General features: G+C 63.2%; 22 protein-coding genes and 1 tRNA gene. 7 read left to right on the forward strand and 16 right to left on the reverse strand.

Translation table 11 applies throughout. The features are described 5' to 3' along the window. The first annotated feature begins 110 nt into the window (after nucleotides 1-110). From ACSFA7_RS09635 to ACSFA7_RS09660, 6 genes are read left to right on the forward strand one after another with little or no spacing between them, the layout of a single operon-like run. On the forward strand, nucleotides 111-2,495 hold the full coding sequence (locus ACSFA7_RS09635) for a bifunctional salicylyl-CoA 5-hydroxylase/oxidoreductase (protein ID WP_435499168.1): 2,385 nt from the start codon (nucleotides 111-113) through the stop codon (nucleotides 2,493-2,495). A 1-nt stretch (nucleotide 2,496) separates the two neighbouring features. Next, nucleotides 2,497-2,976: a MarR family winged helix-turn-helix transcriptional regulator gene (locus ACSFA7_RS09640; protein ID WP_176661739.1), complete on the forward strand. Its 480-nt coding sequence runs from the start codon at nucleotides 2,497-2,499 to the stop codon at nucleotides 2,974-2,976. Continuing rightward, nucleotides 2,973-3,827 carry an enoyl-CoA hydratase family protein gene (locus tag ACSFA7_RS09645; protein ID WP_435499169.1) on the forward strand — a complete coding sequence of 285 codons (855 nt, stop codon included), beginning with the start codon at nucleotides 2,973-2,975 and terminating at the stop codon, nucleotides 3,825-3,827. The genes ACSFA7_RS09640 and ACSFA7_RS09645 overlap by 4 nt, the downstream gene beginning before the upstream one ends. A gap of 4 nt (nucleotides 3,828-3,831) precedes the next feature. Next, nucleotides 3,832-5,025: an acyl-CoA dehydrogenase family protein gene (locus ACSFA7_RS09650; RefSeq protein ID WP_435499170.1), complete on the forward strand. Its 1,194-nt coding sequence runs from the start codon at nucleotides 3,832-3,834 to the stop codon at nucleotides 5,023-5,025. Between the two features lie 5 nt (nucleotides 5,026-5,030). Then, nucleotides 5,031-6,653, forward strand: coding sequence for an AMP-binding protein (locus ACSFA7_RS09655; protein WP_435499171.1), 1,623 nt, complete (start codon nucleotides 5,031-5,033; stop codon nucleotides 6,651-6,653). Then, on the forward strand, nucleotides 6,650-7,048 hold the full coding sequence (locus ACSFA7_RS09660; RefSeq protein ID WP_125950506.1) for a RidA family protein: 399 nt from the start codon (nucleotides 6,650-6,652) through the stop codon (nucleotides 7,046-7,048). Before ACSFA7_RS09655 ends, ACSFA7_RS09660 begins: the two co-directional genes overlap by 4 nt. Before the next feature lie 27 nt (nucleotides 7,049-7,075). Here the strand turns inward: ACSFA7_RS09660 and ACSFA7_RS09665 are convergent, their stop codons facing one another. Continuing rightward, nucleotides 7,076-8,050: a GlxA family transcriptional regulator gene (locus ACSFA7_RS09665; RefSeq protein ID WP_435499172.1), complete on the reverse strand. Its 975-nt coding sequence runs from the start codon at nucleotides 8,048-8,050 to the stop codon at nucleotides 7,076-7,078. A gap of 118 nt (nucleotides 8,051-8,168) precedes the next feature. On the opposite strand from ACSFA7_RS09665, the gene ACSFA7_RS09670 reads away from it, so the two are divergent. Then, the gene (locus ACSFA7_RS09670; RefSeq protein WP_435499173.1) at nucleotides 8,169-8,816 is read left to right on the forward strand and encodes an HD domain-containing protein; all 648 of its coding nucleotides are present in this window, start codon (nucleotides 8,169-8,171) and stop codon (nucleotides 8,814-8,816) included. Nucleotides 8,817-8,926: 110 nt separating this feature from the next. Here ACSFA7_RS09670 and ACSFA7_RS09675 read toward each other — a convergent pair. From ACSFA7_RS09675 to rpsN, 15 genes are all read right to left on the reverse strand, one after another. After that, nucleotides 8,927-9,003, reverse strand: a tRNA-Met gene (locus ACSFA7_RS09675). A gap of 18 nt (nucleotides 9,004-9,021) precedes the next feature. Continuing rightward, complete coding sequence (rplQ, locus tag ACSFA7_RS09680) at nucleotides 9,022-9,420, reverse strand: 50S ribosomal protein L17 (RefSeq protein ID WP_013544103.1); 399 nt, start codon at nucleotides 9,418-9,420, stop codon at nucleotides 9,022-9,024. Nucleotides 9,421-9,507: 87 nt separating this feature from the next. Further along, nucleotides 9,508-10,497 carry a DNA-directed RNA polymerase subunit alpha gene (locus ACSFA7_RS09685; protein ID WP_009124827.1) on the reverse strand — a complete coding sequence of 330 codons (990 nt, stop codon included), beginning with the start codon at nucleotides 10,495-10,497 and terminating at the stop codon, nucleotides 9,508-9,510. Between the two features lie 139 nt (nucleotides 10,498-10,636). Beyond that, the gene (rpsD, locus tag ACSFA7_RS09690; protein WP_009124826.1) at nucleotides 10,637-11,260 is read right to left on the reverse strand and encodes a 30S ribosomal protein S4; all 624 of its coding nucleotides are present in this window, start codon (nucleotides 11,258-11,260) and stop codon (nucleotides 10,637-10,639) included. Between the two features lie 129 nt (nucleotides 11,261-11,389). After that, nucleotides 11,390-11,794 (reverse strand): 30S ribosomal protein S11, encoded by a 405-nt coding sequence (gene rpsK, locus ACSFA7_RS09695; RefSeq protein ID WP_009124825.1) that lies wholly within the window; start codon nucleotides 11,792-11,794, stop codon nucleotides 11,390-11,392. A gap of 12 nt (nucleotides 11,795-11,806) precedes the next feature. Next, on the reverse strand, nucleotides 11,807-12,172 hold the full coding sequence (gene rpsM, locus ACSFA7_RS09700) for a 30S ribosomal protein S13 (RefSeq protein WP_013544105.1): 366 nt from the start codon (nucleotides 12,170-12,172) through the stop codon (nucleotides 11,807-11,809). A gap of 23 nt (nucleotides 12,173-12,195) precedes the next feature. Beyond that, entirely contained in the window at nucleotides 12,196-12,309 is a 114-nt protein-coding gene (gene rpmJ, locus ACSFA7_RS09705) for a 50S ribosomal protein L36 (RefSeq protein ID WP_013544106.1), read from the reverse strand. Between the two features lie 64 nt (nucleotides 12,310-12,373). After that, complete coding sequence (gene secY, locus ACSFA7_RS09710) at nucleotides 12,374-13,687, reverse strand: preprotein translocase subunit SecY (RefSeq protein WP_176661733.1); 1,314 nt, start codon at nucleotides 13,685-13,687, stop codon at nucleotides 12,374-12,376. 27 nt (nucleotides 13,688-13,714) lie between these two features. After that, nucleotides 13,715-14,146 carry a 50S ribosomal protein L15 gene (rplO, locus tag ACSFA7_RS09715; protein WP_435499174.1) on the reverse strand — a complete coding sequence of 144 codons (432 nt, stop codon included), beginning with the start codon at nucleotides 14,144-14,146 and terminating at the stop codon, nucleotides 13,715-13,717. Nucleotides 14,147-14,157: 11 nt separating this feature from the next. Continuing rightward, complete coding sequence (rpmD, locus tag ACSFA7_RS09720; RefSeq protein ID WP_009124818.1) at nucleotides 14,158-14,343, reverse strand: 50S ribosomal protein L30; 186 nt, start codon at nucleotides 14,341-14,343, stop codon at nucleotides 14,158-14,160. A 26-nt stretch (nucleotides 14,344-14,369) separates the two neighbouring features. Beyond that, nucleotides 14,370-14,888 carry a 30S ribosomal protein S5 gene (rpsE, locus tag ACSFA7_RS09725; protein WP_013544109.1) on the reverse strand — a complete coding sequence of 173 codons (519 nt, stop codon included), beginning with the start codon at nucleotides 14,886-14,888 and terminating at the stop codon, nucleotides 14,370-14,372. An 18-nt stretch (nucleotides 14,889-14,906) separates the two neighbouring features. After that, nucleotides 14,907-15,272 carry a 50S ribosomal protein L18 gene (gene rplR, locus ACSFA7_RS09730; RefSeq protein ID WP_041944073.1) on the reverse strand — a complete coding sequence of 122 codons (366 nt, stop codon included), beginning with the start codon at nucleotides 15,270-15,272 and terminating at the stop codon, nucleotides 14,907-14,909. A gap of 14 nt (nucleotides 15,273-15,286) precedes the next feature. Then, the gene (rplF, locus tag ACSFA7_RS09735; protein WP_435499175.1) at nucleotides 15,287-15,820 is read right to left on the reverse strand and encodes a 50S ribosomal protein L6; all 534 of its coding nucleotides are present in this window, start codon (nucleotides 15,818-15,820) and stop codon (nucleotides 15,287-15,289) included. Nucleotides 15,821-15,844: 24 nt separating this feature from the next. Continuing rightward, nucleotides 15,845-16,240, reverse strand: a complete 396-nt coding sequence (gene rpsH, locus ACSFA7_RS09740) for a 30S ribosomal protein S8 (RefSeq protein ID WP_013544112.1) — start codon at nucleotides 16,238-16,240, stop codon at nucleotides 15,845-15,847. A gap of 20 nt (nucleotides 16,241-16,260) precedes the next feature. Further along, nucleotides 16,261-16,566, reverse strand: coding sequence for a 30S ribosomal protein S14 (rpsN, locus tag ACSFA7_RS09745; protein ID WP_435499176.1), 306 nt, complete (start codon nucleotides 16,564-16,566; stop codon nucleotides 16,261-16,263). Nucleotides 16,567-16,568 lie beyond the last annotated feature (2 nt).

Consider the following 16,568-nt stretch of genomic DNA (forward strand, 5'->3'; position numbering starts at 1 on the left):
CATGGTATTGATTTTTGCAAGTGTTTGCATCCGTCTCTACACGGCCTTCTGCAGGACCCGTTACGAAACCAGCATTGACAGCAGATTGTTTATGTCTAAACTATTCAACCATGAACAGCCTCAGTCCGCTCCAATCCGCTCCCGCCTCGGACCTCCAGCGCATCCTGTGCATCGGCGGCGGTCCGGCGGGTTTGTATTTCGCGCTGTTGATGAAGGCGCGCAACCCTGCGCTGCAGATCACGGTGGTGGAACGCAACCGCCCTTTCGACACCTTCGGCTGGGGCGTGGTGCTGAGCGATCAGACGCTGGGCAACCTCAAGGCGGCCGATGCCGACACCGCCGCGCTGATCGGCAACGAGTTCCATCACTGGGACGACATCCAGGTCTTCTTCAAGGGCGGCCAGGTGCGCTCGGGTGGTCACGGCTTCTGCGGCATCGGGCGCAAGCGCCTGCTCAACATCCTGCAGGAGCGCTGCCTCGCGCTGGGCGTGGACCTCGTGTTCGAAACCGACGCCACCGACGACCAGGCGATCGCCGCGCAGTACAAGGCCGACCTCGTGATCGCGAGCGATGGCCTCAACAGCCGCATCCGCCAGCGCTATGCCGACGTGTTCAAGCCCGACGTCGACCTGCGCAACTGCCGCTTCGTGTGGCTGGGCACGCACCAGACCTTCGACGCCTTCACCTTCGCTTTCGAGGAAACCGAGCACGGCTGGTTCCAGGCGCATGCCTACCAGTTCGACGACAAGACCTCCACCTTCATCGTCGAGACGCCCGAAGCCGTGTGGAAGGCCCACGGCCTCGATCAGATGGAGCAGCCCGAGGCCATCGCCTTCTGCGAGAAGCTGTTTGCCAAGTACCTGGGCGGCCACTCGCTGATCAGCAATGCCACGCACCTGCGCGGCTCGGCCAACTGGATCCGCTTTCCGCGTGTGGTGTGCGAGCGCTGGACGCACCGCATCGACGTCGAAGGCCGCTCGGTGCCTGTTGTGCTGATGGGCGACGCCGCGCACACGGCACATTTCTCGATCGGCTCGGGCACCAAGCTCGCGCTCGAAGATGCGATCGATCTCGCGAACGAATTCGAGCAGGGCGGTACCGTCGACCACGTGCTCGAAGGCTACGAGGCGCGCCGCAGCGTCGAGGTGCTGAAGATCCAGAACGCCGCGCGCAATTCGACCGAGTGGTTCGAGAACGTGCCGCGCTACACCGGCATGCAGATCGAGCAGTTCGCCTATTCGCTGCTCACGCGCTCGCAGCGCATCAGCCACGAGAACCTGCGCGTGCGCGACACACAATGGCTCGGCGGCTACGAGCAGTGGCTCGCAGGCGGCAAGGCGATGGCGCCGATGCTCATGCCGTACAAGGTGCGCGGCCTCACGCTCAAGAATCGCATCCTGGTCTCGCCGATGGCGACCTACAGCGCAGTCGACGGTGTGCCGCAAGATTTCCTGCTGGTGCACCTGGGCGCGCGCGCACTAGGCGGCGCAGCGATGGTGTTCGTCGAGATGACAAGCCCGACGCCCGAAGGCCGCATCACGCCGGCCTGCACTGGCCTCTACAACGACACGCAGCAAGCGGCCTTCAAGCGCATCGTCGATTTCGTGCACACGCAGTCGAGCGCGAAGATCGCGATGCAGCTCGGCCACAGTGGCCCGAAGGGTTCGACGCGCGTGGGCTGGGAAGGCACCGACGAACCGCTCGAAGACGGCAACTGGCCGGTGCTCGGCGCCAGCGCATTGCCCTATGGCGAGCAGAACCAGTTGCCGGCCGCGATCACGCGCGCCGAGATGGACACGCTGCGCGACCAGTTCGTCGATTCGACCCGCCGCGCCGTCGAATGCGGCTTCGACTGGCTCGAGCTGCACTGCGCACACGGCTACCTGCTGTCGGCCTTCATCAGCCCGCTCACCAACCAGCGCACCGACGAATACGGCGGCGACATCGAGGCGCGCTGCCGCTACCCGCTCGAAGTGTTCCGCGCGATGCGCGCCGTGTGGCCTGAGGACAAGCCGATGAGCGTGCGCATCTCCGCGCACGACTGGGCGCCCGGCGGCAACACCGACGCCGATGCGGTCGTGGTCGCGCGCCTCTTCAAGGAAGCCGGCGCCGATTTCATCGACGTGTCTTCGGGCCAGACCACCCGTGCCGCCAAGCCGGTCTACGGCCGCATGTACCAGACGCCGTTCTCCGACCGCATCCGCAACGAGGTCGGCATCGCGACCATCGCGGTGGGCGCGATCACCGATGCGGACCAGGCCAACAGCATCATCGCGGCCGGCCGCGCGGACCTCTGCGCCATCGCGCGCCCGCATCTCGCGGACCCCGCGTGGACGCTGCACGAAGCCGCCAAGCTGCAGAGCCGCGACGTCGATTGGCCCAAGCAGTACCTGAGCGGCCGCGACCAGATGTACCGCGAGATCGTCAAGCAGCAGCAGATCGCCGTGGCCAACGCCGCGATGGCCGCCGCGCCAAACCCCGAGGAGACACACTGACATGGACCTCGAAGCGCGCGCGCACAGCGAACACCCCGAAGCCTTGCGGCTCTGGCTGCGGTTGCTCACCTGCACCCAGCTCATCGAGAAGCAGGTGCGCAACGAACTGCGCTCGCAGTTCGCAACCACGCTGCCGCGCTTCGACCTGATGTCGCAACTCGAGCGCTCGCCCGACGGCCTCAAGATGAACGAGCTCTCGCGCCGGATGATGGTGACGGGCGGCAACGTCACCGGCATCACCGACCAGCTCGTGACCGAGGGGCTGGTCGAGCGCATCAACGTCGAAGGTGACCGGCGCGCCTGGCGAGTGCGCCTCACGGCGCGCGGCCGCAAGCTCTTCAACGACATGGCGCAGCAGCATGAGGACTGGATCGTCGGAGCCTTCGCGGGTCTGACGGGCAAGGAAATCGCGCAGCTGCACAAGCTGCTCGGCAAGGTGAAGCAGCACTCACACAACCAATTGATGGCGGAGACCGAATGAAGCACTACATCGGCGCAGGCAATCCCATGCGCGCGCAATTCGAAGCGAAGGCAGCCTACAAGGCCAAACACTTCGCATGGAGCTACGAGGCCGGCGTCGGCACCGTCACGCTGAACCGGCCGGAGCGCAAGAACCCCCTGACCTTCGACTCGTACGCCGAGCTGCGCGACCTGTTCCGCGCGCTGAACTACGCGACCGACGTGAAGGCGATCGTGGTGACCGGCGCGGGCGGCAACTTCTGCTCGGGCGGCGACGTGCACGAGATCATCGGACCACTCACGGGCATGCGCATGCCCGAGTTGCTCGAGTTCACGCGCATGACGGGCGACCTGGTGAAGGCGATCCGCGCGTGTCCGCAACCGATCGTGGGCGCCATCGACGGCGTGTGCGCCGGTGCCGGCGCGATGATCGCGCTGGCCTGCGACCTTCGCTACGGCTCACCTTCGACGCGCACCGCGTTCCTCTTCACCCGCGTGGGCCTTGCCGGCGCAGACATGGGTGCGTGCGCACTGCTGCCGCGCGTGATCGGCCAGGGCCGTGCATCGGAACTGCTCTTCACAGGCCGCGCGATGACGGCGCAGGAAGGCCATGCCTGGGGCTTCTTCAATGCGCTGCACGAAAGCGATGCACTGCTCGAAGCCGCCACCAAGATGGCGCGCGAACTGGCCGAAGGCCCGAGCTTCGCGCATGGCATGACCAAGACGATGCTGGCGCAGGAATGGTCGATGACCATCGACCAGGCGATCGAGGCCGAAGCGCAGGCGCAGGCGATCTGCATGCAGACCGAAGACTTCAAGCGCGCCTACGAAGCCTTCGCGGCGAAGCGCAAGCCGGTGTTCGGTGGGGACTGAAGCCATGATGACGAAAATCCCTGCACCGCCTTCGACCGCGCATCTCGCGCTGCCCTTCTTCGATGAAGCGCATCGTGCGCTCGCACGCGATCTGCTGCCCTGGTGCACAGCGCAGGAGATCGATGAGCGCGATGACCGCGCGGCTTGCCGCGAATGGGTGCGACGCCTGGGCGACGGCGGCTGGCTGCGCTACGCCGTGCCCGGCAGCGCAGGCGGTGCGCTGGAGCGCCTCGATTCGCGCGCGCTCGTGCTGCTGCGTGAGACGCTGGGCTATCACTCACCATTGGCCGACTTCGCCTTCGCGATGCAGGGGCTCGGCAGCGGCGCAATCACGCTCGCGGGCACTCCGGAGCAGCAATCGCACTACCTGACAGCGGTCGGCAAGGGCGACAAGATCGCAGCCTTCGCATTGAGCGAACCCGACGCAGGCTCGGACGTGGCCGCGATGGCCATGCGCGCCGAGCCCACGGCCGACGGCTGGCTGCTGAATGGCCAGAAGACCTGGATCAGCAACGGCGGGATCGCCGACTTCTATTGCGTGTTCGCGAAGACCGATCCGACGGGCGGCACGCGCGGCATCACCGTCTTCATCGTCGATGCGACGACGCCCGGCCTCGACACCTCCGAGCACATCGACGTGATGGCGCCGCACCCGCTCGCCACGCTGCGCTTCGAGAACTGCGTCGTGCCGCGCACCGTGCAACTCGGCGAACTCAACGGCGGCTTCAAGCTCGCGATGCGCACGCTCGACATCTTCCGTGCATCGGTTGCGGCCGCGGCGCTCGGCATGGGCCGTCGCGCACTCGCCGAAGCCATCGCGCATGCGAAGGGCCGCCGCATGTTCGGCCAGACGCTCGCCGACTTCCAGCTCACGCAGGCCAAGCTCGGCGAGATGGCCGCGCTGATCGACAGCGCCGCATTGCTCACCTACCGCGCCGCATGGATGCGCGACGACGCCGAGCAGCGCGGCGCAGCGGCCGTGGGCGATGTCTCCGCTGCTGCTGCGATGGCCAAGATGTGCGCCACCGAAAACGCGAGCCGCGTGATCGACATGGCGCTGCAGATGCACGGCGGCCTCGGCGTGAAGGTTGGCACGAAGATTGAAAGCCTCTACCGCGACATCCGCTCGCTGCGCATCTACGAAGGCGCGACGGAGGTCCAACAACTGATCATTGGCAAATCCGTTCTGCGGGGATAAATACCGTGTCTGCCCAAGTCGACCGCTTCGTTCACGACCGCCTGCCGCCTGCCGAGCAGTTGCCGGTCTTTCGCTACGACCTGCCTGAGCTGCAGCTACCCGACCAGTTGAACCTCGTGGAGGAACTGCTGGACAAGGCCGACGCCAATGGCTTCGGCGACAAGCCGATGCTGCGCTCGCCGGCCGGCACGCTCACGTACAAACAAGCGGCCGTCGAGGTCAACCGCATCGCACAAGTGCTGACCGAGGACCTCGGGCTCGTGCCCGGCAACCGCGTGCTGCTGCGCGGCGGCAACTCGGTGGCGATGGCGCTCGCGTGGCTTGCGGTGGTGAAGGCTGGGTTGATTGCGGTGGCGACGATGCCGTTGCTGCGCGCCAAGGAGCTCGGCGAGATCATCGAGAAGGCGCGCCCCGTTGCCGCGCTGTGCGACGGTCGTCTGCTCGACGAATTGGCGACGGCGCAGAAGGAGCATCCGGTGCTTGCGACGGTGATCGCATTCAACAAGCCCGACGCGACGGACTCGCTCTCCGCACGCGCCGCCGGCAAGAGCGGTGTCTTCACTGCGTGCCCCACGGCGGCCGACGACATCGCGTTGCTCGCCTTCACCTCGGGCACCACGGGCAAGCCCAAGGCGCCTGTCACCACGCACCGCGATGTGCTCGCGATGTGCGAGACCTGGCCACGCCACGTGCTCAAGGCGCGCAGCGACGACATCGTGGTGGGCTCGCCGCCGCTGGCCTTCACATTCGGCCTGGGCGGCTTGCTCGTGTTTCCGATGTGGGCCGGCGCCTCGGTGTACTTCGCCGATGCACCGTTCACGCCTGAAGGACTGGTGAAGCTCATCAACGAGATCGGCGCGACCATCTGCTACACCGCACCCACGTTCTATCGCCAGATGGCGCCTTTCGTGCGGCAGCACGGCATGCCCAGCTTGCGCATCAGCGTGAGCGCGGGTGAGGCGCTGCCGGATGCGACGCGCCAGCTGTGGAAGGAATCCTCTGGCATCGAGATGCTCGACGGCATCGGCGGCACCGAGGTGTTTCACATCTACATCTCTGCAGCGGGCGACGCGGTGCGCAAGGGCGCGGTCGGCAAGGCAGTGCCTGGCTTCACCGCGAAGGTGGTGGACGACAAGGGCAACGAGGTGCCGCACGGCACCGTCGGCAAGCTCGCATTGCAGGGGCCGGTCGGCTGCCGGTATCTGGACGATCCGCGCCAAGCCGACTACGTGAAGAACGGCTGGAACTACCCCGGCGATTCGTTCGTGCAGGACGACGACGGCTACTTCTTCTACCAGGCGCGCGCCGACGACATGATCATCACTGCCGGCTACAACGTCGGCGGGCCGGAGGTCGAGGACGCCCTGCTCAAGCACCCTGCGGTCGCCGAGTGCGGCGTGATCGGCAAGCCCGACGCCGACCGCGGCATGATCGTGAAGGCCTTCTGCGTGCTCAAGCCCGGCAACGAAGGCGATGCAGCCCTCGTGAAGGCGCTGCAGGACCATGTGAAGGCCACCATCGCGCCCTTCAAATACCCGCGGGAAATCGAGTTCGTGACGGTGCTTCCGCGCACCGAGACCGGCAAGCTCCAGCGATTCAAACTGAGACAACTCAACAGCACACCATGATCAACAAACTCCTGCAGCCCGAAGGCTGGCTGCCTCCCAAGGGCTATGCGAACGGCGTTGCCGCGCGCGGCACCATGCTGTTCATCGGCGGCCAGATCGGCTGGAATGCGCAGCAGCAGTTCGAGTCGGACGACTTCATCGACCAGTGTGGCCTCGCGCTGCGCAACATCGCCGAAGTGCTGCGCGCGGGCGGCGCGGGCCCGGAGCACATGGTGCGCATGACCTGGTACGTGACGGACCGCGACGAGTACAGCCGCCGGCTTGCCGAGCTGGGCCCGGTCTATCGCGATGCGATGGGACGCAACTTCCCGGCGATGACCTGCGTGCAGGTGGCGGCGCTCGTCGAGCACCGCGCGAAGGTCGAGATCGAGGTCACGGCGGTCATTCCGGACTGATCGTTTTTCTTCTTCGCCGTGCCGTCGTCAGCCGGCGGCGTGCGCGTAGCGCTTGCGGTACTCCGCCGGCGTGATGCCGACCTGGCGCTGGAACGCGCGCCGCAATGTGTCGGCATCGGCAAATCCACATTGGGCGGCCACCTGCTTCGGCGCGGCATCGCCGGCCTCGAGCAGTCGGCGTGCGGCGGAGACGCGAATGCCTTCCACCCAGGCTGCGGGTGTGGCCCCGACCTCTTGCGTGAACAGCCGCGCGAAGTGGCGAGGGCTCAGGCTCATGCGTCCGGCCAAGTGGGCGACGCTGTGGTCCTCTGCGGGGTTCGCCGCGATCCAGCGCTGCACCTCCTGCAGGGCTGATCGGCCGGTGAGCGCAGCTTCGCCCTTGCGGCTGAACTGCATCTGGCCACCGGGGCGCTTGAAGAACATCACGAGCTGGGCGGCGACCTTCATGGCGATCTCGCGGCCGAGGTCTTCCTCGACGAGCGCCAGCGACAGGTCGAGGCCCGCCGTCACGCCCGCGGCCGTGCGAAGGCGCCCATCACGCACATGGATCGCATCGGCATCGACCTGCACCGCCGGGAAGGCCTGTACCAGTTGATCGGCCACCGCCCAGTGCGTCGTGACTCGCCTGCCATTGAGCAACCCCGCTTGAGCCAGCACGAAAGCACCGCTGCAGACCGAACCGAAACGGCGCGCCTTGGGCGTGAGCTCGCGCAGCCATGCGGTGACATCGAGGTTGGTTGCCGCGCTCGCGGCATGCGGCGTTCCCGCCACGAGGAGCGTGTGGATCGGCTCGCCGATGTCCTCGCCGATGACGGCGTCGGGCATGAGCCGCACACCCGATGAACTGCGGATCGCGCCTGGCTGGCTCGCAATGACGCGCAACCTGTAGGCCTCGGTGCGCGCCTGCACGTTCGCCTCGGCGAACACATCGAGCGGGCCGGAGACGTCCAGCAACTGGACGCCGGGCATGGCGAGGATCGCAATGGTCTTCGTGGCGGGCATGGTTGTTCTCTCTCGTGTCTCTTTCGACGCTGCAATGGCAGTATTTGCCACCTCACGTCTATTGAAGACACTGTAGCCGACTCCTAAAGTTGTTCTCACACTCACAGGAGAAATCCACATGGCTTTGACGACAACGATCGAAGGGGTCCGCATCCCCGACAGCAAGCTGGCAGGCGAGATCACCGAACTGGTCCGCGACACGGCGCCCTCGCTGCTGTTCCACCACTCCAGCCGCGTCTATTACTTCGGCGCACTGGCCGGCAAGCGCCGCGGCCTGACCTTCGACCCCGAGCTGCTTTATGCAGGCGCGATGTTCCACGACATGGGGCTGGTGAAGGCGCACAGCAGCACGAACGAGCGTTTCGAGGTCGATGGAGCGAATGTGGCGCGCGACTTTCTTCGCGGCCACGGGATCTCGCAACAGGACGTCGAACTGGTCTGGACCGCGATCGCGCTGCACACGACGCCGGGGATTCCGCAGCACATGCATCCGGTCGTGGCGCTGGTGACGGCCGGCGTCGAGATGGACGTGCTGGGACTGACCTATCCGGAGTACAGCGAAGCCGAGCGCACGCAGGTCGTGCATGCGCACCCACGCACCGAGCACTTCAAGGAAGACATCATCCAGGCCTTCTACGATGGCATCAAACACAAGCCGGAGACCACCTTCGGCAACGTGAAGGCCGATGTGATCGCGGACAAGGAGCCGCATTTCCATCGCGGCAATTTCTGCAGCGTGATTCGCTGTTCAGCCTGGCACGGTTGAGATTTCAGAGGAATCCGGTAAATAAAAAAGCCCTCATTGCGAGGGCTTGATTCATTCAATTCACTGACCCAAGAAAAAAGGCCCTTTGAAATTCAAAGGGCCTTTTAAATTGGTTGCGCGAGCAAGATTTGAACTTGCGACCTTTGGGTTATGAGCCCAACGAGCTACCAGGCTGCTCCATCGCGCGGCAAGATGGAATTATACCTTATTCAGCAGCGCCTTGCTCGGCATCTGCTTCTTTAATTTCAGGACGGTCGACCAGTTCGACCAGAGCCATCGGCGCGTTGTCGCCCACGCGGAAACCCATTTTCAGAATGCGCGTGTAGCCGCCCGGACGTGCCGCGAACCGCGGGCCCAGATCGGCGAAGAGCTTGACGACGCTGTCGCGGTCGCGCAGACGGTCGAAGGCCAGGCGCTTGTTGGCAAGCGTGGGCTTCTTGGCGAGCGTGATCATCGGTTCGATGACGCGGCGCAGTTCCTTGGCCTTGGGAACCGTGGTCTTGATGACTTCATGCTCGATGAGCGAATTCATCATGTTCTGCAGCATCGCAAGGCGGTGCGAGCTGGTGCGGTTGAGTTTGCGAAGTCCGTGTCCGTGACGCATGGTGCTTTTCCTTTACTTTATTAAACAGGCAGCCGTATCAGGTACTGCCCGGGCACGAGCCCTCATGGGCTCAATTCAAAACAAAAATCAACGCTTGTCGAGACCGGCCGGCGGCCAGCTTTCAAGCTTCATACCCAAGGTCAGACCGCGCGAAGCGAGGACTTCCTTGATTTCGTTGAGCGACTTGCGACCCAGGTTCGGGGTCTTGAGCAACTCGTTCTCGGTGCGCTGGATCAGGTCACCGATGTAGTAGATGTTCTCGGCCTTCAGGCAGTTGGCCGAACGCACGGTGAGCTCGAGCTCATCGACAGGGCGCAGCAGGATCGGATCGAATTGCTGTGCGCTGCGCGGTGCCGGTGCATCGAATGCAGCCAGTTCGCCGCCTTCGAGCTGCGCGAACACTGCGAGCTGCTCGACCAGGATTTTAGCCGAGGCGCGAACTGCATCTTCAGCGGTGATGGCACCGTTGGTTTCGATCTCGACCAGGAGCTTGTCCAGGTCGGTACGCTGTTCGACGCGGGCGCTTTCGACCGTGTAGCTCACGCGCTTGACGGGCGAGAACGACGCGTCGAGAACGATGCGGCCAATCGACTTGGTCGGCTCGTCGGCGTAGCGGCGCATCGTGCCGGGTACGTAGCCGCGACCCTTTTCGACCTTGATCTGCATGTCGAGCTTGCCGCCTTGCGACAGGTGCGCGATCACGTGGTCGGGATTGATGATCTCGACGTCGTGCGGGGTCTGGATGTCCGATGCCAGGACCGGGCCTTCGCCGTCCTTGCGCAGGCTCAGCGTGACTTCGTCGCGGTTGTGGAGCTTGAACACCACGCCCTTGAGATTCAGAAGGATGTTGACGACATCTTCCTGCACGCCGTCGATCGACGAGTACTCATGCAGAACGCCAGCGATCGTGACTTCGGTGGCCGAGTAGCCGACCATGGACGACAGCAGAACGCGACGCAGCGCGTTGCCGAGCGTGTGGCCGTAGCCGCGCTCGAAAGGTTCGAGCGTGACCTTCGCCTTGTTGGCGGCAAGTTGCTCGACCTGGATGGTCTTGGGTTTCAGCAGGGTGGTTTGCATGCAGACTTCCTCTCAATACCCCCGGCTCGTTACACCGGTAAGGCTGGTGAAGCACCTGACCCGCAACAAAGCGCGGGGCAGGAACGTGAACAACAAAAACTTGTTTCCCACACACGCGAGGTGTGCGGGAACAAAAAAATCAACGCGAATACAGTTCGACGATCAGCGATTCGTTGATGTCGGCTGCGAATTCGTCGCGATCGGGCACCTTCTTGAAGGTACCTTCGGCCTTGTCGGCGTTCACATCGACCCAAGCCGGGATACCGACTTGCTGGGCGAGTTGAAGGGCTTCGACAATGCGGTTCTGCTTCTTCGACTTGTCGCGCACGGCGATCACGTCGCCGGTCTTGACCAGGTACGACGGGATGTTGACCGACTGGCCGTTCACCGTGATCGCCTTGTGCGACACGAGTTGGCGTGCTTCAGCGCGGGTCGAGCCGAAGCCCATGCGGTAGACGACGTTGTCCAGGCGCGATTCGAGAATGAACAGCAAATTGGCGCCGGTGTTGCCACGGCGGCGGTCGGCTTCTTCGAAGTAGCGGCGGAATTGCTTTTCCAGCACGCCGTACATGCGCTTGACCTTCTGCTTTTCACGCAGTTGCAGACCGTAGTCCGACGTGCGCTGACCCGAAGTACGACCGTGCTGGCCGGGCTTGGAATCGAACTTGGCCTTGTCCTGAATGGAGCGGCGGGCGCTCTTCAGGAACAGGTCGGTGCCTTCACGGCGGGAAAGTTTGGCCTTGGGGCCGAGGTAGCGTGCCACGAGTATTCCTTTGTGTCATCTGCCGCAGTTGCCTGCGGGAGCCATCGGCGGGACGCAGATGGCGGTGGGCTTAGTTAAAAAACAAATGCGCAGCCGCTCGAAAGCTGGCTGCGCCTTGCGGACTGACGATCAGATGCGGCGACGCTTCTGGGGACGGCAGCCGTTGTGCGGAACGGGAGTCACGTCGGCAATGGAATTGATCCGGATGCCGAGCGCAGCCAGTGCGCGCACCGACGATTCGCGACCAGGGCCCGGGCCCTTGATCTCGACGTCGAGGTTCTTGATACCTTGTTCGACAGCAGCACGGCCAGCCACTTCGGAAGCGACCTGCGCAGCGAACGGGGTCGACTTGCGCGAGCCCTTGAAGCCCTGGCCACCCGACGAAGCCCACGACAGGGCGTTGCCCTGGCGATCGGTGATCGTGATGATGGTGTTGTTGAACGAGGCATGCACGTGGGCGATACCGTCCGCAACGTTCTTGCGAACCTTCTTGCGAACGCGCTGTGCGGCGTTGTTTGCAGGTGCTTTAGCCATGCTGGTCTATCCTTATTTCTTCAGGGACTGCGCAGCCTTGCGCGGACCCTTGCGGGTGCGGGCATTGGTGCGCGTGCGCTGGCCGCGCATCGGCAGGCCGCGACGGTGACGGAAGCCGCGATAGCAGCCGATGTCCATCAAACGCTTGATGTTCATCGTCGTCTCGCGACGCAGATCGCCTTCGATCGTGAACAGAGCGATCTGATCGCGGATCTTCTCGAGATCGGCGTCGGTCAGATCCTTGATCTTCTTCGAATATTCGATGCCGCTCGCTTCGCAGATTTGACGGGCGCGGGTGCGACCGATACCGAAAATGGCGGTCAGGCCGATTTCAGCGTGCTTGTGCGGCGGGATGTTGATGCCAGCAATACGTGCCATGTGCGTCCTCTAATACTCTTCAATCAACCCTGGCGCTGCTTGTGGCGCGGGTCGGTGCAAATCACACGCACCACACCTTTACGGCGGATGACCTTGCAATTACGGCAGATGGTTTTGACCGAAGCCGAAACTCTCATTTCATTCTCCTAAAACTGTTTAACGTGGCGGACTACCGCCCGATCTCAATACTGAATCACAGCCCTACGATGTCTTGAAGTTCGCCTTCTTCAGCAGCGATTCGTACTGCTGGGACATCATGTAGTTTTGCACCTGGGCCATGAAGTCCATCGTGACGACCACGATGATCAGCAGGGAGGTACCACCGAAGTAGAACGGCACGTTGTACTTCAGGATCAGGAACTCGGGCAGCAGGCAGACGAAGGTGATGTACACCGCGCCGGCCAACGTCAGGCGAACCAGAATCTTGTCGATATAGCGAGCGGTCTGATCACCCGGGCGAATGCCAGGAATGAATGCACCACTCTTCTTCAGGTTGTCGGCCGTTTCCTTGCTGTTGAACACGAGCGCCGTGTAGAAGAAGCAGAAGAAAACGATCGCGGCAGCGTACAGCAGCACGTAGATCGGCTCGCCCGGACGCAGTGCGTTGGCAATGTCCTTGATCCAGCGGAAGCCGCCTTCACCGGTGCTGAACCAGCCGACCACCGTTGCGGGCAGCAGGATGATCGACGAAGCAAAGATCGGCGGAATCACACCGGCCATGTTCAGCTTCAAGGGCAGGTGCGACGACTGGCCACCATAGACCTTGTTGCCGACCTGGCGCCGCGCATAGTTCACGAGGATCTTGCGCTGGCCGCGTTCGACGAACACCACGAAGTAGGTCACCAGGACCACGACCGCGATGATGAAGAGCGCAACGATCGGATTCATGGCACCGGTGGTCACCAGCGAGCCCAGACCTGCCACGGCACTCGGCAGACCTGCCGCGATGCCTGCAAAGATCAGGATCGAGATGCCATTGCCCAGGCCGCGTTCGGTGATCTGCTCACCGAGCCACATCAGGAACATGGAACCTGCCGTCAAGCTCACCATCGCGGTGATGCGGAAGCCGAAACCGGGGGCGATCACCAGACCGGCCGACGATTCGAGAGCCACTGCGATGCTGAACGACTGGAACAGTGCCAGACCGAGCGCGCCGTAGCGCGTGTACTGCGTGATCTTGCGGCGGCCGGCCTCGCCTTCCTTCTTCAATTGCTCGAAGGTCGGAAGCACGTAGGTCATCAGCTGCATGATGATCGACGCCGAGATGTACGGCATGATCCCCAACGCGAACACGGTGAAGCGCGACAGCGCCCCGCCCGAGAACATGTTGAACAGGCTCAGAATGCCGCCCTGCTGGCCCTGGAAGAGCGCTGCCAGCTGGTCCGGGTTGATACCCGGCACAGGAATGTGCGCGCCAATCCGGTAGACCACGAGCGCGAGCAGCAAAAAGACGAGCCGACGACGTAGGTCGCCGAACTTGCCTGTTTTTGCGATCGTTGCCGCGTTAGTTGCCACGAAGAACTTCTTTCAGTCCGATGGTGATCAGGCGACGCTGCCGCCGGCTGCTTCGATCGCAGCCTTGGCGCCAGCGGTTGCACCCACGCCCGTCAGCTTGACGGCCTTGGTGAGTTCACCGGTCTTGACGATCTTGACGACCTTAGCGAGCTGGCCCACGAGGCCGGCTTGCTTCAGTGCCAGGACATCCACTTCGGCCAGGCCGAGCTGCTCGAGAGCAGCCAGCGTGACTTCGGCGTTGAACTTCAGCAGGTGCGACTTGAAACCACGCTTGGGCAGGCGACGTTGCAGCGGCATCTGACCGCCTTCGAAACCAACCTTGTGGAAGCCACCAGCGCGCGACTTCTGGCCCTTGTGACCGCGACCTGCGGTCTTGCCGATGCCAGAGCCGATACCACGGCCGACGCGGCGCTTCGCGTGCTTGGCGCCGGCTGCCGGCTTGATGCCATTGAGTTCCATATCAGTCTCTCTTACAGAACTTTGACCAGATAACTGATCTTGTTGATCATGCCGCGCACCGCAGGGGTGTCTTGCAGCTCGCTCACGCTGTTGAGCTTGCGCAGGCCGAGGCCGCGCACGGTCGCGCGATGCGATTCCTTGGTGCCAATCGGGCTCTTGACCAATTGCACCTTGAGGGTTTGTTGTTGCGTCGTCATTTGAATGCTCTTCCGATTGCTTGCGCTCAGGCGAAGATTTCTTCGACGGTCAGGCCACGCTTGGCAGCCACTGCGGACGCGGTCGTCGAGTTCTTCAACCCGTCGAGCGTGGCGCGAACCATGTTGTAGGGGTTCGACGAACCATGGCTCTTGGCCACGATGTCGGTGATGCCCATGACTTCGAACACGGCGCGCATCGGGCCGCCGGCGATGATGCCGGTACCCTTCGGGGCGGGAATCATGACGACCGAAGCGGCACCATGGTGACCCGTCACGCGGTGATGCAGCGTGCCGTTCTTGATCGAGATCTTGGCCAGGTTGCGGCGGGCTTCTTCCATCGCCTTTTGCACGGCAGCGGGCACTTCCTTCGACTTGCCCTTGCCCATGCCGACGCGGCCTTCGCCGTCGCCCACCACGGTGAGTGCTGCGAAACCGAGGATACGACCACCCTTCACCACCTTGGTGACACGGTTGATCGCGATCATCTTCTCGCGCAAACCGTCTTCAGGGCCTTCGTTCTGCGTTCTTGCTTGAATCTTTGCCATTTTGAATCTCGTGTCCGGTTAGAACTGCAGACCGGCTTCGCGGGCCGCCTCGGCCAGCGCCTTGACGCGGCCGTGGTACGCAAAACCTGCGCGGTCGAAGGCGACCTTCTCGACGCCGGCAGCCTTCGCCTTTTCAGCGATGCGCTTGCCGACGGCGGTGGCTGCAGCGGCATTGCCGCCCTTGCCCGAACCGCCGAGCGAGGTACGCATTTCGGCTTCGGCCGTCGATGCGGTTGCAATCACCTTGGTGCCGTCGTCGGAGATGACGGTGGCATAGATGTGCAGGTTGGTGCGATTCACCGTCAGACGGGCCACGCCCTGCGTCGCGATACGGATGCGGGTCTGGCGCGAGCGGCGAAGACGCTGTGCTTTTTTGGTCAACATCATTTTGCTGCCCCTTACTTCTTCTTGGTCTCTTTGATCACGATCTTCTCGTCCGAATAACGGATGCCCTTGCCCTTGTAAGGCTCAGGCGGACGAACAGCGCGGATCTCAGCGGCGATTTGACCAACGCGCTGACGGTCAGCACCCTTGATCACGATTTCGGTCGGGGTCGCAGTGGCCACCGTGATGCCTTGCGGCATATCGATGTTGACCGGGTGCGAATAACCGACTTGCAGGTTCAACTTGTTGTTGGACGCTGCGGCCTTGTAGCCGACGCCGACCAGGTTGAGCTTCTTCTCGAAGCCCTTGGTCACGCCAACCACCATGTTGTTCACCAGCTGACGGATCGTGCCGCTCATCGCATTCGCTTCACGCGATTCGTTGGCCGGCTCGAAGTTCAGCTTGCCGTCATTGCTGACGATCTTGACCAGGGGGTTACGTGCAAGGTTGAGCGTACCGCCCGTGCCCTTGACGCTGATCTGGTCTTCCTTGATCGATACATCCACGCCTGCGGGGATGGTGATCGGCATTTTTCCTACTCGGGACATTTCAGTGACTCCTCGATGTCTCGGTTAGGCGACGTAGCACAGAACTTCGCCGCCGACACCGGTGGCGCGCGCCTTGCGGTCGGTCATCACACCCTGGGGGGTCGTGACGATCGCAACGCCGAGGCCGTTCTGGACTTGCGGAATGGAAGCACTGGCCTTGTAGACACGCAGGCCAGGACGGCTCACGCGCTCGATGCGCTCGATGACCGGACGGCCAGCGTAGTACTTCAGGACGATTTCAAGTTCGCTCTTGCCGGCTTCGGTCTTGACCTGGAAGCCGTCGATGTAGCCCTCGTCCTTCAGGACTTGTGCGATCGCGATCTTCACCTTGGAAGACGGGACCGACACGGTGGGCTTCGCCACCATCTGCGCGTTACGGATACGCGTCAGCAGGTCGGCAATGGGATCACTCATGCTCATGTTGTTTGCTCCTGCCTGGCTTACCAGCTGGCCTTGGTGACACCGGGGATGTCGCCAGCGAAAGCCAGTTCACGGATCTTGGCGCGGGCCAGACCGAATTGACGGAAGGTGCCACGGGGGCGACCGGTGATTTCGCAACGGTTGCGCTGACGCGTGGGGTTCGCGTTGCGCGGCAGCTTCTGCAGGCCCAGGCGGGCAGCAGCGCGCTCTTCGTCGCTCTTCTTCACGTCGTTGGAAATTGCCTTCAGTTCCGCGTGCTTCGCAGCGAACTTGGCAACCAGCTTGTCGCGCTTGAGTTCGCGCTGGATCAGAGATTGTTTAGCCATGT

The organism is Variovorax trehalosi (assembly GCF_051216415.1).
Lineage (GTDB): Bacteria > Pseudomonadota > Gammaproteobacteria > Burkholderiales > Burkholderiaceae_C > Variovorax.